16 protein-coding genes and 2 pseudogenes are annotated in these 18,716 nt (G+C 70.3%); 9 read left to right on the top strand and 9 right to left on the bottom strand.

Annotation, left to right across the window (positions count from 1 at the left end):
• Window positions 1–847, bottom strand: an 847-nt coding sequence (locus ACFQ4H_RS32570) for a PucR family transcriptional regulator (protein WP_377578707.1), incomplete at its 3' end; no start/stop codon positions are given.
• Between the two features lie 122 nt (window positions 848–969).
• Between ACFQ4H_RS32570 and ACFQ4H_RS32565 the strand changes: the two genes are divergently transcribed.
• On the top strand, window positions 970–1,626 hold the full coding sequence (locus tag ACFQ4H_RS32565) for a phosphatase PAP2 family protein (protein WP_377578705.1): 657 nt from the start codon (window positions 970–972) through the stop codon (window positions 1,624–1,626).
• A 14-nt stretch (window positions 1,627–1,640) separates the two neighbouring features.
• Here ACFQ4H_RS32565 and ACFQ4H_RS32560 read toward each other — a convergent pair whose 3' ends face one another.
• Together ACFQ4H_RS32560 and ACFQ4H_RS32555 are read right to left on the bottom strand one after the other, a co-directional pair.
• Window positions 1,641–2,300 carry a response regulator gene (locus tag ACFQ4H_RS32560; protein WP_377578703.1) on the bottom strand — a complete coding sequence of 220 codons (660 nt, stop codon included), beginning with the start codon at window positions 2,298–2,300 and terminating at the stop codon, window positions 1,641–1,643.
• On the bottom strand, window positions 2,297–3,535 hold the full coding sequence (locus tag ACFQ4H_RS32555) for a sensor histidine kinase (RefSeq protein ID WP_377578701.1): 1,239 nt from the start codon (window positions 3,533–3,535) through the stop codon (window positions 2,297–2,299). Before ACFQ4H_RS32555 ends, ACFQ4H_RS32560 begins: the two co-directional genes overlap by 4 nt.
• A gap of 181 nt (window positions 3,536–3,716) precedes the next feature.
• Here ACFQ4H_RS32555 and ACFQ4H_RS32550 point away from each other — a divergent pair, with 181 nt between their 5' ends.
• Both ACFQ4H_RS32550 and ACFQ4H_RS32545 read left to right on the top strand, forming a co-directional pair.
• Window positions 3,717–4,256 (top strand): hypothetical protein, encoded by a 540-nt coding sequence (locus tag ACFQ4H_RS32550; RefSeq protein ID WP_377578699.1) that lies wholly within the window; start codon window positions 3,717–3,719, stop codon window positions 4,254–4,256.
• 177 nt (window positions 4,257–4,433) lie between these two features.
• Window positions 4,434–4,856 carry a hypothetical protein gene (locus ACFQ4H_RS32545; RefSeq protein ID WP_377578697.1) on the top strand — a complete coding sequence of 141 codons (423 nt, stop codon included), beginning with the start codon at window positions 4,434–4,436 and terminating at the stop codon, window positions 4,854–4,856.
• A gap of 26 nt (window positions 4,857–4,882) precedes the next feature.
• Here the strand turns inward: ACFQ4H_RS32545 and ACFQ4H_RS32540 are convergent, their stop codons facing one another.
• A complete protein-coding gene (locus tag ACFQ4H_RS32540; protein WP_377578695.1) occupies window positions 4,883–5,539 on the bottom strand; it encodes a hypothetical protein in 657 nt (218 codons plus the stop codon).
• A gap of 231 nt (window positions 5,540–5,770) precedes the next feature.
• On the opposite strand from ACFQ4H_RS32540, the gene ACFQ4H_RS32535 reads away from it, so the two are divergent.
• Window positions 5,771–6,361 (top strand): copper resistance CopC family protein, encoded by a 591-nt coding sequence (locus ACFQ4H_RS32535; protein ID WP_377578693.1) that lies wholly within the window; start codon window positions 5,771–5,773, stop codon window positions 6,359–6,361.
• Window positions 6,362–6,570: 209 nt separating this feature from the next.
• Here ACFQ4H_RS32535 and gltX read toward each other — a convergent pair whose 3' ends face one another.
• From gltX to ACFQ4H_RS32520, 3 genes are all read right to left on the bottom strand, one after another.
• Entirely contained in the window at window positions 6,571–7,980 is a 1,410-nt protein-coding gene (gene gltX, locus ACFQ4H_RS32530) for a glutamate--tRNA ligase (RefSeq protein ID WP_377578691.1), read from the bottom strand.
• Between the two features lie 113 nt (window positions 7,981–8,093).
• The gene (locus ACFQ4H_RS32525) at window positions 8,094–9,395 is read right to left on the bottom strand and encodes an MFS transporter (RefSeq protein ID WP_377578689.1); all 1,302 of its coding nucleotides are present in this window, start codon (window positions 9,393–9,395) and stop codon (window positions 8,094–8,096) included.
• A complete protein-coding gene (locus ACFQ4H_RS32520) occupies window positions 9,392–10,744 on the bottom strand; it encodes a GH1 family beta-glucosidase (protein WP_377578687.1) in 1,353 nt (450 codons plus the stop codon). Before ACFQ4H_RS32520 ends, ACFQ4H_RS32525 begins: the two co-directional genes overlap by 4 nt.
• 133 nt (window positions 10,745–10,877) lie before the next feature.
• On the opposite strand from ACFQ4H_RS32520, the pseudogene ACFQ4H_RS32515 reads away from it, so the two are divergent.
• A pseudogene (locus ACFQ4H_RS32515) lies at window positions 10,878–11,315 on the top strand (SRPBCC family protein); the annotation flags it as partial.
• Window positions 11,316–11,558: 243 nt separating this feature from the next.
• Here ACFQ4H_RS32515 and aceE read toward each other — a convergent pair.
• Window positions 11,559–14,315, bottom strand: coding sequence for a pyruvate dehydrogenase (acetyl-transferring), homodimeric type (gene aceE / locus ACFQ4H_RS32510; RefSeq protein WP_377578685.1), 2,757 nt, complete (start codon window positions 14,313–14,315; stop codon window positions 11,559–11,561).
• A gap of 201 nt (window positions 14,316–14,516) precedes the next feature.
• On the opposite strand from aceE, the gene ACFQ4H_RS32505 reads away from it, so the two are divergent.
• Together ACFQ4H_RS32505 and ACFQ4H_RS32500 are read left to right on the top strand one after the other, a co-directional pair.
• Window positions 14,517–14,921, top strand: a complete 405-nt coding sequence (locus ACFQ4H_RS32505) for a secondary thiamine-phosphate synthase enzyme YjbQ (RefSeq protein ID WP_377578683.1) — start codon at window positions 14,517–14,519, stop codon at window positions 14,919–14,921.
• 162 nt (window positions 14,922–15,083) lie between these two features.
• Window positions 15,084–16,676: a DUF4139 domain-containing protein gene (locus tag ACFQ4H_RS32500; RefSeq protein WP_377578681.1), complete on the top strand. Its 1,593-nt coding sequence runs from the start codon at window positions 15,084–15,086 to the stop codon at window positions 16,674–16,676.
• 104 nt (window positions 16,677–16,780) lie between these two features.
• On the opposite strand, the gene ACFQ4H_RS32495 is transcribed toward ACFQ4H_RS32500, so the two are convergent.
• Window positions 16,781–17,368: an NADPH-dependent FMN reductase gene (locus ACFQ4H_RS32495; RefSeq protein WP_377578679.1), complete on the bottom strand. Its 588-nt coding sequence runs from the start codon at window positions 17,366–17,368 to the stop codon at window positions 16,781–16,783.
• Window positions 17,369–17,492: 124 nt separating this feature from the next.
• On the opposite strand from ACFQ4H_RS32495, the gene ACFQ4H_RS32490 reads away from it, so the two are divergent.
• Window positions 17,493–17,975, top strand: coding sequence for a MarR family winged helix-turn-helix transcriptional regulator (locus ACFQ4H_RS32490; RefSeq protein ID WP_377578677.1), 483 nt, complete (start codon window positions 17,493–17,495; stop codon window positions 17,973–17,975).
• Between the two features lie 62 nt (window positions 17,976–18,037).
• Window positions 18,038–18,716, top strand: a pseudogene (locus tag ACFQ4H_RS32485) (transketolase); the annotation flags it as partial.

Below are 18,716 nucleotides of genomic sequence, written 5' to 3'. Positions count from 1 at the left end.
CCGGTGCCGCCCGGAAGCCGGCCAGCGCCGCGCGAGCGGAGTCGGTGGCCTCGTCCAGACTCGGCACCGCCGGGCCCACCACGACCGGGCCCGCGCCGAAGCCGGCCAGCAGTTTCTCGGTGGCCGCCAGTGGGTTCGACGCGCCGCCGAGCACGATCACCAGGCGGTCGCCGTGCACCCCGCCGATGATCTCCACGCCGATCCGTCGGGCCGCGCGGTAGACGGTGTGCAGCACCGCGGCCACCTCGCCACCCGGGGAGCGGCCCACCGCCACCGCCACCGGCGGTGCGTCCCCCCAGCCCAGGGCAGCCGCCCGGCTGGCCAACTCGTCCGGGGAGTCACCGCGCAGCAGCGCGTCCACCAGCAACGCTTGGAGCCGGGCGTCCCAGGCGCCCCGGGACTCGGCGGCCCGCGCATACGCCCGGGCGGCCGAGAAGGCGATCTCCCTGGAGAACTGGAGCACCACCTCACGCAGCAGTTGCTCCTCGCCCGGGGCGGCGAGGTCCGGGACCTGCTCCTCCACCACGTCGATCGTCACCTTGATCAACGCTACGGTCTGTTGCAGGCTGATCGACCTGGCCAGCGCCCGTGGCGCTGCCGCGAACACGTCGTCGGACAGCTCCTGGGTGCTGTCGGCCGCGCCACCCTGCCGCAGCCATGTCACCAGTGAACGCACCCCGGCCTGGGCGACCAGCATGACCCAGGAGCGCTGGTCGGCCGGCAGGGTACGGAACCAGGGCAGCGTCTCGTCCATCCGGGCCACGCTGGCAGTGGCCAGCGTGCCCGCCGCGCGCTCGATCCGGCGCAGCGTGGCTGCCAGCTCACCGCCGTCCGGGTCGGTCACCACCGGTCCAGCCTGCCATGCCGTACGGCGAGGGGCGCAGCGAGGCCGATCGGCCGTACGCCGCCCGGGCCGTCCTGCCGGTCAAGAGCTCGGCGGAGCGCCGCCGATCGTGTCATCATCCACCGATGATTGCCCGACCACCGCTGGCTGTACCACTGCTGGCCCTGGGCGGCTTCCTGGTGCTGTTGGCCCTGGTGGTCGGTGACTGGGCCCCACTGAACAGCTTCGACGCCTCGGTCAGCGCCGCCTTCCGGGAGTACGGCCACCGGCACCCCGACGTCGTGGCGGTGCTGCGGATCCTCACCGACGTCGTCGCCCCGCTGCCCTTCCTGATCGGTGGTCTGATCGCCTCGCTGGCGCTGCTGGGCCGGGGGTGGCGGCGAGCCGCCCTGCTCTGCGCCGTGGCCACCGTCGTGGTGCCCGTGCTGTGGGGGCTGCTGCACGGGCTGGTACACCAGCCCCGCCCGCTGGCCGGGTTCGTCACCGCCACCAGCAACGGCTTTCCCAGCGGACACACCGCCAACGGTGCCACGGTCGCGTTGGTGGCCGTACTGCTGCTGTGGTCGCGGCTGGCCCGGACCGGGCGGATCGTCCTGGTGACCCTGGCGACCGCCTTTGCGATCTTCATCGGGGTGACCCGGCTGGCCCTGCTGGCACACTGGCCCGCCGATGTGCTGGGCGGCTGGCTGCTGGTGCTGGGGGTGGTCCCGCTGGCCGCCCGCTGGACCGGGACGACAACCGTGCCGGGTGCGGCAGACCGGGACGGGACAGGCGCTTCCTGATCCACCGGTAGGGGTCAGGGAGTCGGTAGGTCCAGCTCCTGGGCCAGGATGGCAGCCTGGACCCGGCTGCGCAGCCCGAGCTTGGTGAGGATCCGGCTGACGTGGGTCTTCGTGGTGCTCTCGGCCATCGCCAGTCGATCCGCGATCTGCTGGTTTGACAGCCCCAGACCGAGGCAGGCCAGTACGTGGCGTTCGCGTGGGGTGAGCTCCCGGACGGCGGCCAGGGTCGCCGCCGACGGTGCTGGTGCGCTGGTGGCGAAGGCGTTGATCAGTCGACGGGTCACCCCGGGCGCGATGATGCCCTCACCCCGGGCCACCGTACGGACCGCGTCGACCAGCCCCTCGGCGTCGGTGTCCTTGAGCAGGAATCCGGAGGCACCGGCCCGTAGCGCCCCGAAGACGTACTCGTCGATGTCGAACGTGGTCAGCACCAGTACGTCGGCGAGTCCGTCCGTGACGATCTCCCGGGTTGCGGAGATCCCGTCCAACCGGGGCATGCGTACGTCGAGCACGGCGACGTCGGGGCGCAGGGATCGGCACAGGGCCACCGCCTCCTCCCCGTCCGCCGCCTGCCCGACCACCTCGATCCCGGGTGTGCCGGCGAGGATCAGCGCCAGTCCGGCCCGGACCGCATCCTGGTCGTCGGCGATCAGGACCCGGACGTTCCCGGTCATGTGTGCAACTCCGTGGTTGGCAGTTCGGCGTGTACCCGCCATCCGGGTCCACGGGGGCCGGCGTCGAACCGGCCGTGCAGCAGGGCGGCCCGTTCCCGCATTCCGATCAGCCCGGCCCCTGCTCCGGGCAGCGCGCTGCCACCGGTACGGTCCGGCAGCGGGTTCTCGATGGTGACACTGACCAGTTCCGGTTGGTAGTCGACGACCAGCGACGCCTGCCCGGATCCGTGTTTGAGTGCGTTGGTCAGGGACTCCTGCACGATCCGGTAGGCGGCCAGATCCACGCTGACCGGTAGCGACTGCGCCCGGCCCGTCGTCTCCAGCCGCACCGACAGGCCGGCGTCGCGGGCCTGGGCGACCAACCGGTCCACCTCGGCGAGTCGGACCCGGGTCGCCTCGGCGACCGCCCCGGACGCCGGCTCGTCAGTCGGTGCTCTGCCGGCCCGGTCCGGATCGCGGAGCAGACCGATCATCTGCCGCATCTCGGCAAGTCCCTGCACGCTGTTCTCCCGGATCACCCGCAGCGCCTGGTCCACCTGCTCCCGGTCCAGCCCGCGTACCGACAGCGCCGCCGTGGCGTGGATCGCCACCGCACTGAGGTGGTTGGCGATGACGTCGTGCAGTTCCCTGGCCATCCGGGTGCGTTCGGCAGCGACCGCCTGTTGCCGGTCGAGTTCGACCAGTCGGGCGGTCTGCTCTGCGCGCGCCCGTTCGGCCGCCGCGCGGGCCCGTTCGGCCACCGCCTGGTCCCGGTACTGCCGCACGCTGATCCCGGTGACCACCGGCAGGAGGCCGATCAGCACCACGAACACCCCGAAGACGATGCCCTGCCAGGACCGGAGCAGTACGATCCCGGCCACCGCGCCGACCCCGGTGAGGGCCAGTTGGATCCGGAGCAGCCAGCGCCACATCCGGGACGTGCCGTAGACGCAGGCGTCGAAGAGCACCTGGCCGTAGACCAGGATGGTGCCCAGGGAGGCACCGAACGCCAGGTCGACGACGATGGCGACGCTACCGACCGCCAGGCTGCTCCGGGGGGCGATCCGGCGGATCGCCACCGCCACGCAGGCGGTGACGAGGGTGCCCAGGAACACGACCGCTGGCGGTTCGAGACCGAGGTTGAAGTTCGGGTAGACGTCCAGGCCGAGCAGCGCCAGACCACCGGCCAGGTAGGTGGCGGCTATCGCGAGGTCACGCCGTAGCGTGCCGCGCTTCAGCCCCAGCCGTTCGACCATTGCCCGATCCCATCACACCGCTGCTCCGACCGTATCGGCCCTGTTGACGAGTGTGAGCCGCCCCGGGTCCGTCGAAGGATGTACGCGTCCATCCTTCGACGGACCCGGATCTCACCATTGGCGTGGACGTGACGGCGCTGGTCGTGCGGAAGGCTGGTGGCGAGGAACAGGGGGACAGGGCATGGTGCTGGCGGTCATCGCCGCGTGCGAGATCGGGTTCTGGGTGCTGCTGGGGGCCGGGCTGGTCGCCCGCTACCTGCTACGGATGCGTCGACTGGGCCTGGCCCTGCTGATCTCCGTACCGTTGATCGATCTGGTGCTGCTGGCCGCCACCGTGATCGACCTCCGTCGTGGGGCGACGGCGAACTTCACCCACGGCCTGGCCGCCGCCTACCTCGGGTTCTCGATCGCCTTCGGGCATTCCATGATCCGCTGGGCCGATCAGCGGTTCGCCCATCGCTTCGCGGGGGGACCACCGCCGTGGAAGCCGCCGAAGGGTGGCTGGGCACGGGCCCGCTACGAGTGGCGCGAGTGGGGCAAGGGCGTGCTGGGCTGGGCGGTCGCCTGTGCGTTGCTGGGCGGCGGCATCCTGATGGTCGACGATGCCAGCCGGACCGGTGAACTGCTGGCCTGGATGCTGCGGCTCAGCGTGGCGATCGTGATCTGGCTGGTTGCCTTTCCGGTCTGGGCGACGCTCTTCCCCGCCCGATCGGAAACCTGAGCCCGACCTGCGGACCGGATCTGCGGACCGGACCTGAGCCGACCCCCTGTCGCACCCAGCCAGTACGGTGACAGAGCCCAGTGCGGCTCGCCGCCCGCCGGGGCCACACGTCACGGCGGCGATAATCGGGCGGGCGATCCTGCCCACCCGGGTGGCGGCGAGCGTGAGGAGACCGACATGGCGCAGGGGGAGGCCGATCCCGGCTCCGCCGACAGCGAGCAACCGTGCCTCGTCAACAACCAGGCTGCACCGTCCGGGCCGCCCGCCGTCGCCCGACAGCTCTGCCGGGCGTACGGTGCCGGCCCGCAGCCGGCTGGGGAGACCGCGATCCGGCCCGGGGATCCGGCCTCCGGTGACCCCTGCGTCCACTGGACGGAGGACTGCGCACAGGTCGGCCCGGTGCCCTGCCAGCGATCGGGCTCACATGACCAGGACAGCGTCGCCGAGGTGGTTGCCAGGGTCTCGGACACCGATGCGATGACTGCGCCGTCGACCTGCCGTACGGATCGGGCCGGCTGGGCCGGGGCGCATCGGCACGGTGCGGTCCGACCGAGGCAGCGGGTCAACCGGCGGGAACGGCCACCGCGCCGATGGTGCTGACGACAGCGGGCCGGCGGCGCGGGTGGTCATCGGGTCCGACGGCGTACCAGCAGTGAGATGCCGGCCAGACCGAGGGTGATGAAGACGATCACGGCGGCGTTGAGCAGCAGCACCTGGCGTAGGTCGCCGAAGAGCTGATCGAGGTCGTCGCTGGCGTTGACGGCGTTGTCCGAGGCCGCCCGCTCGCCGCCTCCGGTGCCGCCGACCAGGTCGCGTTGCTCGGGCAGTGGCACGCCGACGGAGCGTAGCGTTTCGGACATGTTGAGCCGTCCGTAGAACCAGGCGGCGGTGACCTTGCGTCGATCCGGCTGCTCGGCCGGGCGGAAGGCGCGAGGCCCGCCCTTGGCCATCGGGTAGAGGTCGTACGTCTGCTTGGCGACCTCACCCGCCAGCACCACTACGGTGAACTTGGCACCCAGGTCGGCCGGCTTCGGTGCGGGCGCGTGCCCGGCGCCTTTCAACCAGCTCACCTGGTCCATGACCGACTCGAACAGTACGGCGTCGTCCTCGGCCCGCAGCTGCAGCGGTGTCTCGATACCGTCCCCGGTGATCGTGACCGACGCCGGGGCGGCCGGCGGTGGTGATGGTGCGGCACCGGCCGATGTCTGTACGGTGATCGGCAGGCTGAACCCGACCAGCGTTGCGGCGATGACCGCCAGCCGACGACTCACCATTCGGACCATCGCCGATCTCCTCGCCCCGTTCGATGAATGGCCTTGACTGGTCATGCATGGGGTTGGCCGATAGGGCACAGCGGTCCTGCCTGGGGCAGAACCGGCACCTACCTAACTAGACTCCGGCCAACAGTGCTCGGTTGCACCTGGTCGAGCAGTATTTGGAACTATCTGCGATCTCGGGTCGACTAATGACGAACCGTCGATCAGAGGAAAGATCGTATCTGTGTGGAGGCGTTCATGGGCGACCGGGGGACCCGTATCGGGAGACTGCTGCTCGGGGTCATCGTGGGGGTGCTTTGCGTGTTGTTGCCCGCCGGTCCGGCGGCTGCACACAACTCGTTGACCGGTAGCGACCCGAGCGACGGGGCGCAGTTGGCGAAGGCGCCGGAGCGGGTCCAGCTGACCTTCCTATCTCGACTCGATCCGGGGACCACGAAGGTCACTGTGACCGGTCCGGACAGTGTGCCGGCGCAGGGCGGGGAGCCGGTCTTCGCCGGTTCCAAGGTGACGGTGCCGTTCAGACCCGGACCGGCCGGGCAGTACCTCATCGAGTACGAGGTCGCCTCCGGCGACGGACATCCGGTGAAGGGGAAGGTCAGGTTCACCCTGACGGTCGGCTCGACCCCCACCGCTGCGGCGACACCGAGCCCGACGGCCAGCCCCACGGCTGACGCCTCGCCCACCTCGTCCGCATCGCCGGCGTTCGTGCCGGCCACGAACGACGATGGGGCCGCCTCGTCCTCCTGGTGGATGTGGTCCGGCGGTGGCCTTCTGGTGTTGCTGGCCGCCGGTGCCCTGCTCTGGCGTCGCCACCGGCGTTCCATCTGAGACCCGGTCGACACTTCGCCGCAGACCCGGTCGGGTCGGCTGGAAACCCGATCACGTTGCACCGGAGACCCCGGTCGGTTTGCCGGCCGGAAGACACTGTTGCCCCCGCCACGGTCGGCGGGGGCAACAGTCAGGACGGTCCGGCCCGGACCGCCGGCCCGGACCGCCGGTCGGTCCGGTCAGTCGGTCAGTCGGTCGGGCCAGCCGGATCAGGGCAGTCGGACGCGGGCGGCGCGCAGCCGGGTGAGGGTCCGCTCGCGGCCGAGCACCTCCAGTGACTCGAACAGTGGCAGGCCGACCGTACGGCCGGTCACCGCGACCCGTACCGGTGCCTGGGTCTTGCCGAGCTTGAGGCCGCGCGCTGCGCCGACCTCTTCCAGGGTGGCCTTGAGCGTCTCAGCGTCCCACGTGGGCAGGGCGTCGAAGGCGGCGATGGCGTCGTCGAGCAGTTCGGCCGAGCCTTCCTTCATCGTCTTGGCCCACGCCGCCTCGTCGATCAGGGGCGAAGCCAGGAACAGGAAGTCGACGTTCGGCACGATCTCGCTGAGTACGGCGATCCGGGTCTGGGCCAACGGTGCCACGGCAGCGAACGCGGCCGGGTCGAACTCCTCCGGCTGCCACGGCGGCGGTGCGATCGTGTCGGTGCCGGTCAGCCACGGCTGGCAGGCCTCGATGAACTCCTCGACCGGCAGCGCCCGGATGTACTCGCCGTTGAAGGCCCGCAGCTTCTTCTCGTCGAAGAAGGCCGGCGACGGGTTGACCTCGGTGAGCCGGAACTCGTCCTCGATCACCGACCAGGGCACGATCTCCCGGTCGCCGGAGGGGGCCCAGCCGAGCAGCATCAGGTAGTTGCGCATCGCCGAGGCGAGGTAGCCCTCGTCCTTGTACGCCTCCAGCGCGACCTTGTCGCGCCGCTTGGAGAGCTTCTGCCGCTTCTCGTTGACCACCACCGGCACGTGCGCCCACACCGGCGGCTTGACCCCGAGCGCCTCCCACAGCAACTGCTGCTTGGGGGTGTTGGGCAGGTGCTCCTCGGCACGGATGACGTGGGTGATGCCCATGATCATGTCGTCGACCACGTTGGCCAGCAGGAACACCGGGGATCCGTCGCCCCGGGCGATCACGAAGTCCTCGATCAGCCTGTTCTCGAAGGTCGGCTCGCCCCGGATCAGGTCGACCACCACGGTGGCACCCTCGTCCGGCGTACGGAAGCGCAGTGCGCGGCCCTCGCCCGGCCCGAGCCCCCGGTCCCGGCAGAAGCCGTCGTACCCCTGGTACTGCGAGCCGGTACGGGCCTGGACCGCCTCCCGGGTGCAGTCGCAGTAGTACGCCCGGCCGGCGTCGTACAGCTTCGCGGCGGCCTCCCGGTGCTGCTCGGCGTTCTGCGACTGGAAGTACGGTCCCTCGTACGTGCCGCGTTCGATGCCGATCCAGTCCAGCGCCGACAGGATGCCCTCGGTCCACTCGGGGCGGTTCCGGGCCGCGTCGGTGTCCTCGACACGCAGCACGAAGACGCCGCCCTGTTGCTTGGCGAAGATCCAGTTCTGTAGGGCCGAGCGGGCACCGCCGACATGGAACATGCCTGTCGGGGAAGGGGCAAATCGTACGCGTACCGTCACAGTAATAGCCTACGGCGGTCCGCTGAGCTGTCGGGAAGGGCCCCTTCCAAGGCAGAGCGCGATGACAAGGGACCCTTCCCTACCCCCCGATCAGGGGACGGTGCGCCACCCGATCAGGCGACGGTGCGGATCTTCACTACCAGGGCGCTGCCGAGCAGGGTCACCACGGCGGTGACCGCGTAGAGCGTGGCGTAGCCGCCGAGGTACACGACGATCGGCGCGGACAGCGCCGGACCCAGCACCTGTGGCGCCGAGTTGGCAATGTTGATCACACCCAGGTCCTTGGCCCGGTCGGCGGCCTGGGGCAGGACCTGGGTGATCAGTGCCGCGTCGACGGACACGTAGACGCCGTAGCCCGCGCCGAGTAGCAGCGCCGCAGCCACGGCGACCGGCCAGATCGGCCAGGCAGCCAGCAGGAGTGCGGCGACCGCCATGATGATTCCGGACCAGATCACGAAGATCTTGCGCCGACCGGAGCGGTCGGAGATGCGGCCGGCGACGACCGCGGTGGCCATCAGACCGACGGTGTAGAGCAGGACCAGGATGAGCAGGCCACCCTCCGGGTCGCCGTGGCGCACCTTGTCCTTGAGGAAGTAGAGCAGATAGAGCGTGCCCAGCGCGTTGCCCACCTGGACCAGGAACCGGGTGATCCAGGCCCAGGCGAAGTCCGGGTGCCGACGCGGACTGATCCACAACTCGGCGAACAACTCCCGCCACCGCAGCGCCGGTCGGTGGGTACGCGGCAGCGGGTCGTCGGCGGTGAGCAGCGTGAACGGCAGTGCCAGCAGCAGCACCGCGGCGGCCACCACGGCGTACCCGGCCGAGTTGCCGGTGACGACCGTGGTCACCAGCACCACCCCCAGCACCAGACCGAGGGACTGCGGGATGCCCACCCAGCCGGACACCCCGCCCCGCTGGGCCACCGGTACCCGGTCCGGGATCGCGGCGGTGAGCGTCGCCAGCATCGCGTTGAAGCAGACCTGGGCGGCGATCCAGCCCACCGTGACGCCGAGGATGGTCCGCTGCTGGGCCAGCAGCAGCAGGCTTGCCGCGCCGAGCAGCGCGCCGAGGACGGTCCAGACGTGCCGCCGGCCGAACTCCCGCCCGCCCAGCCGCAGGCAGGTCCGGTCGGACAGGGCGCCGGCCAGCGGGTTGGCGATCACTGCGGCCAACGCGCCGAGGCCGGTGACGATGCCCAGCATCGTCTCCTTGTCGGCTGGCGCGATCAGTTCCACCTGTTGGGGGAGCAGCACCTGGATCGGGGTGAAGAAGGCCATCCAGACGCCGAGGTTGGCGCCGAAGATCAGCGCGATCCAGCCCCGACGTACCGGGACGGTCGGTTCGGCCAGCGCGGCGGGCAGCGACGCCGCCCTCGCCGGGTCCGGCAGGGCTGCCGCCGGGTCGAGGGCGGTCACGGTTGACGCGCGATCAGGTCGCGATACCAGGCGTACGACGTCTTGGGGGTCCGTACCTGGGTGTCGAAGTCGACGTGCACCAGCCCGAACCGCTTGGTGAAGCCCTCGGCCCACTCGAAGTTGTCCATCAGCGACCAGACGAAGTAGCCCCGTACGTCGACTCCCGCGTCCATCGCCTCGCGGACCGCCTGTAGGTGGCCGGCCAGGTAGGCGACCCGTTCCGGGTCGTCGCAGTGGCCGTCGGCGGTGAGTACGTCGTCGTACGAGCAGCCGCCCTCGGTGATGTGGATCGGCGGTAGCGCTTCGCCGTAGGTCGTCCGTAGCGTGGTGAGCAGGTCGAGCAGGCCGTCGGGTGCCACCGGCCAGTCGAAGTTGGTGGTCGGGTAGCCGTCCAGCGGCACCAGGTCGAACGGCAGCGGGCCGTCCTCCTCCGGTGCCCGTACCCCGGTCGGGTTGTAGTAGTTGACGCCGAGGAAGTCGATCGGCCTGGCGACGATCTCCAGATCGCCCTCGCGGACCACCGGTCCGTCCGGGGTGACCGCCGAGTCCAGCGCGAGCTCCCCGGGGTAGCCCCGGCCGAACAGCGGGTCGGTGAAGAGCCGGTTGTGCAGCGCGTCGTACGCCCCGGCGGCGGCCCGGTCCGCCTCGGTGTCACCGCGTAGCCACACCGGTGAGTAGTTGTTGGCGATGCCGATCGGGTTGCCGGTGTGGGCGCGCAGCGCGTCGACGGCCAGCCCGTGCCCGAGCAGTTGGTGGTGGGCGACCGGGAACGCGTCGAACAGGTGCATCCTGCCGGGCGCGTGTACGCCCATGCCGTAGCCGTAGCTCATGTGCACGAACGGTTCGTTGAGCGTGATCCACAGTTTGACCCGGTCGCCGAGTTGCCGGGCGACCAGGTCGGCGTACTCGGCGAACCGGTACGCGGTGTCCCGGGCCAGCCAGCCGCCCCGGTCCTCTAGGGCCTGCGGCAGGTCCCAGTGGAACAGCGTGGCGACCGGGTCGATTCCCCTGTCGAGGAGGGCATCCACCAGCCGGTCGTAGAAGGCGAGGCCGGCCGGGTTGGCCGGGCTGGTGCCGTCGGGCTGGATCCGGGGCCAGGCGATGGAGAACCGGTAGGCCGACACACCCAGGTCCGCCATCAGTGCGACGTCCTCCGGATAGCGGTGGTAGTGGTCGCAGGCGACGTCACCGGTCGTACCGTCGACGACCCGGCCCGGCTGGTGGGCGAAGGTGTCCCAGATGGATGTTCCACGACCGTCCTGGCTGGTCGCACCCTCGATCTGGTACGCGGACGTGGACACGCCCCAGGTGAATCCGGCCGGGAAGTTGAGCTGTGCCGCCTCGGTCATTGGCTCTCCTCGAAACGTGAAATGTGCTCGGACTCTAGTCCGCCCGGCGTGTCGAGGGGAAGCCTTCCTGTTCTGTCCGGAAATGTGCATAGAGTGCCAATGTCGAGGCATGTCCTTTATGGAGGCAACAAAGATGATTCTCGTTGAACGCAGCGGGCGCGTCGGGGTGCCGATCGAGAAGGTCTGGGAGGTGGTCCAGCGAGCCGAGAAACTTCCATCCTGGCTGGCCGGCGTACGCCAGGCCGAGGTGCTCTCCGGCGAGGGCTACGGGCGGCGCCAGCGGGTCCAGGCCGGCCGGGGTGCGTCCGGTGAGGCCGAGGTGATCGCCTACCAGGAACCGAAACTCATCGGCTGGCGGGAGCGGGCGAAGGGGGCCGGGGCCCGGTCCGAGGCCCGTACCGAGGTGTACGTGCAACTTATGGCCGACGGGGATGCGACCGGGGTACGCCTGATCGTGGTGCGGTGGCCGGCCGGTCCGGTCAGTAAGGCGCTGCTGCGCCTGGGGAGACGTCGGGTGGGGGCGGGACTGGAGGGCTCACTGGCTCGACTCGGCGAGTTGGTCGCGCCCGGTGGGACGGACGTCCGGCTGGACGACCTGCTGCACCCGGCCGAGGGCGACGAAGCAACCGCCGGTGCCGCTGCCACCGACCTCCCGGACACCGGTGGCCGGGCCGTCACCAGTCGCGGGGCCGTCGGCGCGGGATTGAAATGCTGAGCCGACCGTGGCCGACACAGACAGGGGCGGGTGGAACGGGATACCCCGTCGCCACCCGCCCCTGACCGGTGGAACTGACGTCCTACGCGTCGCCGAGGCCTACGCGTCGCCGCCGGTCTCGCCGACCGGGGCCGAGGCCACGTCGTCGATGGCGTACTTCTTGGCCGCCTCGGCCGGTACCGATGCCGGTACTACACCGCGCAGCGCCAGTTGACGCAGCGTCGCCACGGTGATCGACTCGGCGTCGACCCGGAAGTGCCGACGCAGCGCGTGCCGGGTGTCCGACATCCCGAATCCGTCGGTGCCCAGCGACGTGTAGTCGCCCGGAATCCAACGCGCGACCAGGTCCGGTACCGCCCGCATCCAGTCGCTGACCGCGATCTTCGGCCCATCCGCGTCGGCCAGCTTGCGTGCGATGTACGGCACCCGCGGCGTGTCGCCCGGGTTGAGCAGGTTGTGCTCCTCGCACTCGACCGCGTCCCGGCGCAGCTCGGTCCACGAGGTGACCGACCATACGTCGGCCGCCACACCCCAGTCCTGGGCCAGCAGCTGCTGCGCCTTCAGCGCCCACTGCATGCCCGTACCGGAGGCCAGGATGTTCGCCCGAGGCGCCGGGCCGTTCCCGCCGGCCGGAACCGACGGTGCCGGCGCGTACCGGTAGATGCCCTTGAGCACACCCTCGACGTCGACGTCGGCCGGCTCCGCCGGCTGCAGGATCGGCTCGTTGTAGACGGTCAGGTAGTAGAAGACGTTCTCCTGCTCCTGGCCGTACATCCGGTGCAGGCCGTTCTCGACGATGTGGGCGATCTCGAACCCGAACGCCGGGTCGTACGCCACCACCGCCGGGTTCGTCGCCGCGATCAGCAGCGAGTGCCCGTCCTCGTGCTGCAGGCCCTCACCGTTGAGCGTGGTCCGGCCCGCCGTGGCACCGAGCAGGAAGCCCCGCGCCATCTGGTCGGCGGCGGCCCACATCCCGTCGGCGGTGCGCTGGAAACCGAACATCGAGTAGAACATGTACATCGGGATCATCGGTACGCCGTGCGTGGCGTACGCCGTGCCGGCGGCGGTGAACGACGCCACCGAGCCAGCCTCGTTGATGCCCTCGTGCAGGATCTGCCCGGTGGTCGCCTCCTTGTACGACAGGAACAGCTCCCGGTCGACCGCCGTGTAGTTCTGCCCGTGCGGCGAGTAGATCTTCTGGGTCGGGAAGAGCGAGTCCATGCCGAAGGTGCGGGCCTCGTCCGGGATGATCGGCACCCAGTGCCGCCCGAACTCCTTGTCCTTCATCAGGTCCTTGAGCAGCCGGACGAAGGCCATGGTGGTGGCCACCTTCTGCTTGCCGGAGCCCTTCTTGAGGTCGCCGAACCGGGCCGAGTCCGGGATCCGCAGCGGAGGAGCGGTGACCTTACGCGAGGGCAGCGGGCCGCCGAGCGCGGCGCGGCGCTCCTGCAGGTACACCATCTCCTCGGAGTCCTCCGCCGGCCGGTAGTACGGCGGCAGGTAGGGGTTGCTCTCCAGCGCCGAGTCCGGGATGTCCAGGTAGAGGCGGTCGCGGAAGGTCTTCAGGTCGTCCAGCGTCAGCTTCTTCATCTGGTGGGTCGCGTTGCGGCCCTCGAAGCTCGAACCGAGCGTCCAGCCCTTGATCGTCTTGGCCAGGATGACCGTCGGCTGACCGGTGTGCTCGGTCGCCGCCTTGTAGGCCGCGTAGAGCTTGCGGTAGTCGTGGCCACCACGCTTGAGGTTCCAGATCTCGTCGTCGGAGAGATGCTCCACCATCTTGCGGGTGCGCTGGTCGCGGCCGAAGAAGTGCTCCCGGACGAAGGCCCCGGACTCCGCCTTGTAGGTCTGGTAGTCACCGTCGGGGGTGACGTTCATCAGGTTGACCAGCGCCCCGTCGGTGTCCGCCGCCAGCAGCGGGTCCCACTCCCGGCCCCAGACCACCTTGATCACGTTCCAGCCGGCACCGCGGAAGAACGCCTCCAGCTCCTGCATGACCTTGCCGTTGCCCCGGACCGGGCCGTCGAGCCGCTGCAGGTTGCAGTTGATGACGAAGGTGAGGTTGTCCAGTTCCTCCCGGGCGGCCACGCCGATCGCGCCGAGCGTCTCCGCCTCGTCCATCTCGCCGTCGCCGAGGAAGGCCCACACCCGCTGGTCGGAGGTGTCCTTGATGCCCCGGTTGTGCAGGTAACGGTTGAACCGGGCCTGGTAGATCGCGTTGAGCCCGCCCAGCCCCATCGAGACCGTCGGGAACTCCCAGAAGTCCGGCATCAGCCGAGGGTGCGGGTACGACGGCAGACCGCCGCCCGGGTGGGACAGCTCCTGCCGGAAACCGTCGAGCTCGTACTCGCTCAGCCGCCCCTCGAGGAACGCGCGGGCGTACATGCCGGGGGAGGCGTGGCCCTGGTAGAAGATCTGGTCGCCGCCACCCGGGTGGTTCTTGCCACGGAAGAAGTGGTTGAAACCGACCTCGTACAGCGACGCCGAGCTGGCGAAGGTGGAGATGTGCCCACCGACGCCGATCTCCGGCCGCTGCGCGCGGTGCACCAGCATCGCCGCGTTCCACCGGATGTAGGCCCGGATACGGCGCTCTATGTGCTCATCCCCGGGGAACCAGGGTTCCTGCTCCGACGGGATGGTGTTGATGTAGTCGGTGGTGGTCAGGGGCGGCACCCCGACCTGGCGTTCGCGTGCCCGCTCGAGCAGACGCAGCATGACGTAGCGGGCGCGTTTGGCGCCGCGTTCGTCGATAACACCATCTAGCGACTCGACCCATTCGGCGGTCTCTTCAGGGTCGATGTCCGGAAGCTGGCTCGGCAGGCCGTCGCTGATCACCGGGCGCTTGCGTTCCGTAGCCACAGGCGGTCCCTCGGTTGTGTGTGTGGGATAGGTCTCTGACGCCATCCTGCCTCCTGATACCTGGTTAAGTCACCTCTAGTCCACCCAGACGCGACGCGCGACACAGGTACTCGCCGGTAACTAGATGCAAGGAAGGTCCCCTTCCCATCGGTTTCTGTCGTACAAGGGCCCCTTCCTGACCGCTCGGGCAGACTAGGGCCCATGCGCAGCGAAGTGATCACGGTTCGGACCGGTTCCCGCCCGGCGGTCCGGGACATCACCCAGCAGGCGGAAAGGTTCCTCGTCGGCGAGGGTGACGGGCTGCTGCACGTCTTCGTACCGCACGCCACCGCCGGTCTGGCGATCATCGAGACCGGGGCCGGCTCGGACGACGATCTGCTGACCGCGCTCGACGACCTGCTGCCGGCCGACGAGCGGTGGCGGCACCGGCACGGATCAGCCGGCCATGGCCGGGACCACGTGATGCCCGCCTTCATCGCCCCGTACGCGACGTTGCCGGTGCTCGGCGGCCGGCTGGCGCTGGGCACCTGGCAGTCGATCTGTCTGGTCGACCTGAACGGCGACAACGACACCCGCCAGGTCCGCTTCTCGTTCCTGCCCGGTTGAGAGGTGCCCGCCCGGCTGAGAGCGGGTGTCCATCCGGGCGCTGCGGATCCCGGGCCGCCGGGTGCTGCGGATCCCGGGCCGCCCGGCGCTGCGGATCTTGGGTCGCCCGGCGCTGCGGATCTTGGGGCGGCGGGGATGGCAGGGGATGACTAGCCTCGCGCTGTGACCCCAGCACAGATTGACGCACCGATCGTTGCCGTGACCGTCTATCCCGACCGTGCCCGGGTGACCCGCCGGGGACCGATCTCCCTGCCCGCCGGGTTGCACCGGGTGCAGGTGGGCCCGCTGCCGTTGAACCTGCAACGTGACTCGATCCGGGTCGGTGGGACCGGGCCGGCCACCGTACTCGGCGTGGACGTGGTGACCCAGCGCCACGACCAGAGCCCCGACCCCACGGTGGTCGACCTAGAGGCGCAGCGCTGGACGGTGTCGGTGGAGCTGACCGAACTGGCCGACGCCGATGCCGTCGAGGCGCAGCGCGCCGAGTTCCTCGGCACCCTGGCCCAGCGGGCCGGCAGCACCTATGCCCGGGCGCTTGCCGCCGGTGAGGCCACGCCGGCCGACGTCGGCACCTTTGCCGAGTCGGTGGCCGGCCAGCTCAGCGAGTCGCGGGCGCGTCAGCGGGAGTTGACCGGCCGACGGCGGATCGCCGAGGACCGGCTGGCCATGATCGAACGGAAGCTCAAGGCGCTGACCGGCCGGCAACGACCGGACCGGCTGGCCGCCGAGGTGACGGTGGAGGTGGGCGCGGACGACGCCGAGGTCCAGCTTGAATTGTCGTACGTGGTGACCGGCGCCGGCTGGCAGTCGTCGTACGACCTGCGGCTGATCGAGGACAACCTGACGCTCACCTGGTTCGGGTTGGTGACCCAGCGCACCGGGGAGGACTGGCCGGAGTGCGAGCTGCTGCTGTCGACCGCTCGCCCGTCGGCGTCGGCGACCGTGCCCGAGTTGGATCCGTGGTACCTCGACCGGGTGCGTCCACCGGCGCCCGTCGCTCCGGCTCCCCCCACGTTCGGGGCCACGATGCAGATGGCGGCCATGCCCGAACCGGCGGGTGCCGTGCCTCGGCCCGCTCCGATGGCGCGCACCGGGGCCGCCCCGGTCCGGGAGAGCGTCGCGACCATCGAGCAGGGGGTGGCGGCGGCGACCTACCGGCCGACGCGGCCGGTGGCCGTACCCGCCGATGGCACTGCCCACCGCGCCACCGTCGCTGTGCTGGAGCTGCCGACGACCCTGGACTATCTGACCGCTCCGGTACGCGCGGAGGAGGCGCACCTGCGCGCGACGGTGGTCAACGGGTCGACGCACACGCTGCCGGCCGGAAAGGCGTCGGTGTTCCACGGCAACGACTTCGTGGCCGGTACCCAGCTTCCGAGGTGGGCTCCGGGCGAGGAGGTCGAACTGGCGCTCGGTCTGGACGACCGGGTACGCGTGGAGCGGGAACTGGCCCGGCGTAGCGACACCAAGGCGACCCTGGGCTCGACCCGACGGCGGGAGGTGGAGTACCGGATCACGGTGGCCAACCACACGCCCCGGGCGGCGGCGGTGACGGTGCTGGACCAGTTGCCGGTGTCCCGCGACGAGGCGGTCGTCGTACGCGAGCTGCGGCTCGAGCCGGCTCCGGCCGAACGTGGTGACCTGGGCCGGTTGAGCTGGCGGCTCCAGCTTGCGGCGGGAGAGTCCCGGGAGATCCTCATCGGGCTCCGGGTGGAGTTGGCCAAGGGCATCGAGCTGGCCGGCTGGCGCGAGTAGACCCGGTATCCGGGCAGGTGCCCGGTGGTGGCCCGGTCCACTGGACCGGGCCACCACCGGGTCACGTACGGCTCCAGCATGGTGAGCCGGATGCCGCTGCGCGGTCAGTTGGCCGTGGTGGCCAGCCGGGTTGCGCGGATCTTGGCGGTCAGCGCGTCGAGCAGGCCGCGCAGCATGGTCTCGGTCGTCTCGTCCTTGATCGTCCCGTCGGCGGAGAACTTCTCCTGGGCGTTGGTGATGATGACCTCGGGCTTGGCCACCACGGCCGAGTCGGTGCAGAGGAACAGCTGCCGGAGCTGGAGCTGGGCCCGCACGCTGCCCATGCCGGTGGGGGCGGCACCGGCGATGGCCACCGGCTTGTGTGCCAGCGGCGAGACCCATACGGAGACCGGGAAGGTGGGCCGGGACGCCCAGTCGAGCGCGTTCTTGAGCACGCCCGGCACGCCGTAGTTGTACTCCGGAGTGGCGATCAGCAGCGCGTCGGCGGCTGCGATCCGCTCCCGCAGGTCGACCACGGTCGCCGGAGGCTGCTCCTCGAGTTCCTGGTTGAAGGGCGGGATCTCAGCCAGCCTGGTGTACTGCTCGATGCGGAGTTCCGCCGGGGCGACGCGCTGCGCGGCCCGGATGAGTGCGGAGTTGTACGAGGCGTCGCGGAGGCTGCCCGAGATGGCCAGCACGGAAAATTCGGACATCAAACTTCCTTGATCAGATCCAGGGGGCGACCCGGGGATTGCAGGGGACGACCCGGGGGTCGATTGTGTGAGCTGCTCGATAGTAGAGCTACTAAACTATCTTTCCGCAAGTACGATGTGAGTTATGGCGCAGAACACGGTCCCGACCAGCGGCTCAAGCGTGCTTGACCGAACCTCGCTGGCCGGAGACGTCGTGCGCCGGATCATGCACCTCGCCGATGCGCTCCGGCACTACCAGAACGCCGACCTCGCCCAACTCGGGCTGACCCCGGCGGCAGCCCGCGCGCTGTACCAGCTGGACCCCGATCATCCGTTGCCCGCCCGGGACCTCGCCGAACGGCTGGGCTGCGACCGCTCCAACGTCACCGCCCTGGTCGACAAGCTGGAGAATGCCGGTCTCGTGCAACGCCGTACCGATCCGGCCGACCGTCGGCTCAAGACACTCGTGGTCACCGATGCGGGCCGACGGGTCCGTGACGACGTGTTCCGCGTCCTGTCCGATTCACGACTTCTCGCCGGCCTCACCAACGAGGAGCTGGCCAACCTCCGTGACCTGGTCTGGAAGGTCTCCGACGGCGGCTGTCCCGAACCCTGCCAAGCTGACTGAACAGCGCGACACACCGAAGCGGCGAAACGTGTCTGACTGGTTGTCGATGGCTCGATTGGGTAATGCTGTCCGACGTGACCACCCCCCAAGATCTCGACGAACGGTTCCGGAAGGCGGTTGGCGGTCTTTCCGCCCCGACCAGCCGTCGCTCGCCTGACGGGCCGGTCCGTGACGGTGCCACCCTGACCGGTGCCCGCGCCCTGGAACTGTTCGACGCCCAGCTGACCAGTCGACATCTGGACCTCGCCGCCCGCTGGCTGCGCAGTTTCGGCGAAGGCTTCTACACCATCGGCTCGTCCGGACACGAGGGGAACGCGGCGGTTGCGGCGGCGGTGCTGCCCACCGATCCGGCACTGCTGCACTACCGTTCGGGCGGGTTCTACTGCGCTCGGGTGGCCCAGGGCACCCCGATGACCGCCACCGCTGCCGGTACGGCCACCACTCCCGTTCCCAGCGGTACGGCCGGTGGTGTGGACCCGCCTGGCGGTGGTGGCCCGAACCCGGGCCCCGACGGCGAACCGGTTCCGGCCGTCAAGGGTGACCAGGCCATCGAGGGTGCCCCGGCCGTCGACGGTGCCTCGACCGTTGACGGTGCCTCGACCGTCGATGGTGCCCCGGCCGTTGACGGTGATCCGGACACCGCCGCGCGACCAGCCCGGGCTGCGGACGGGCCTGCGGGCCCGTCGGAGGGGGACGCCCCGGCGGCTCCGGCAGAAGCCGCCCCGGTGCCGGCGTCCGGCG

The organism is Micromonospora sonneratiae (assembly GCF_042679305.1).
In the GTDB taxonomy this organism is placed as follows: Bacteria; Actinomycetota; Actinomycetes; order Mycobacteriales; family Micromonosporaceae; genus Micromonospora_H; species Micromonospora_H sonneratiae.
This window is presented reverse-complemented; position numbering and strand designations above follow the sequence as displayed.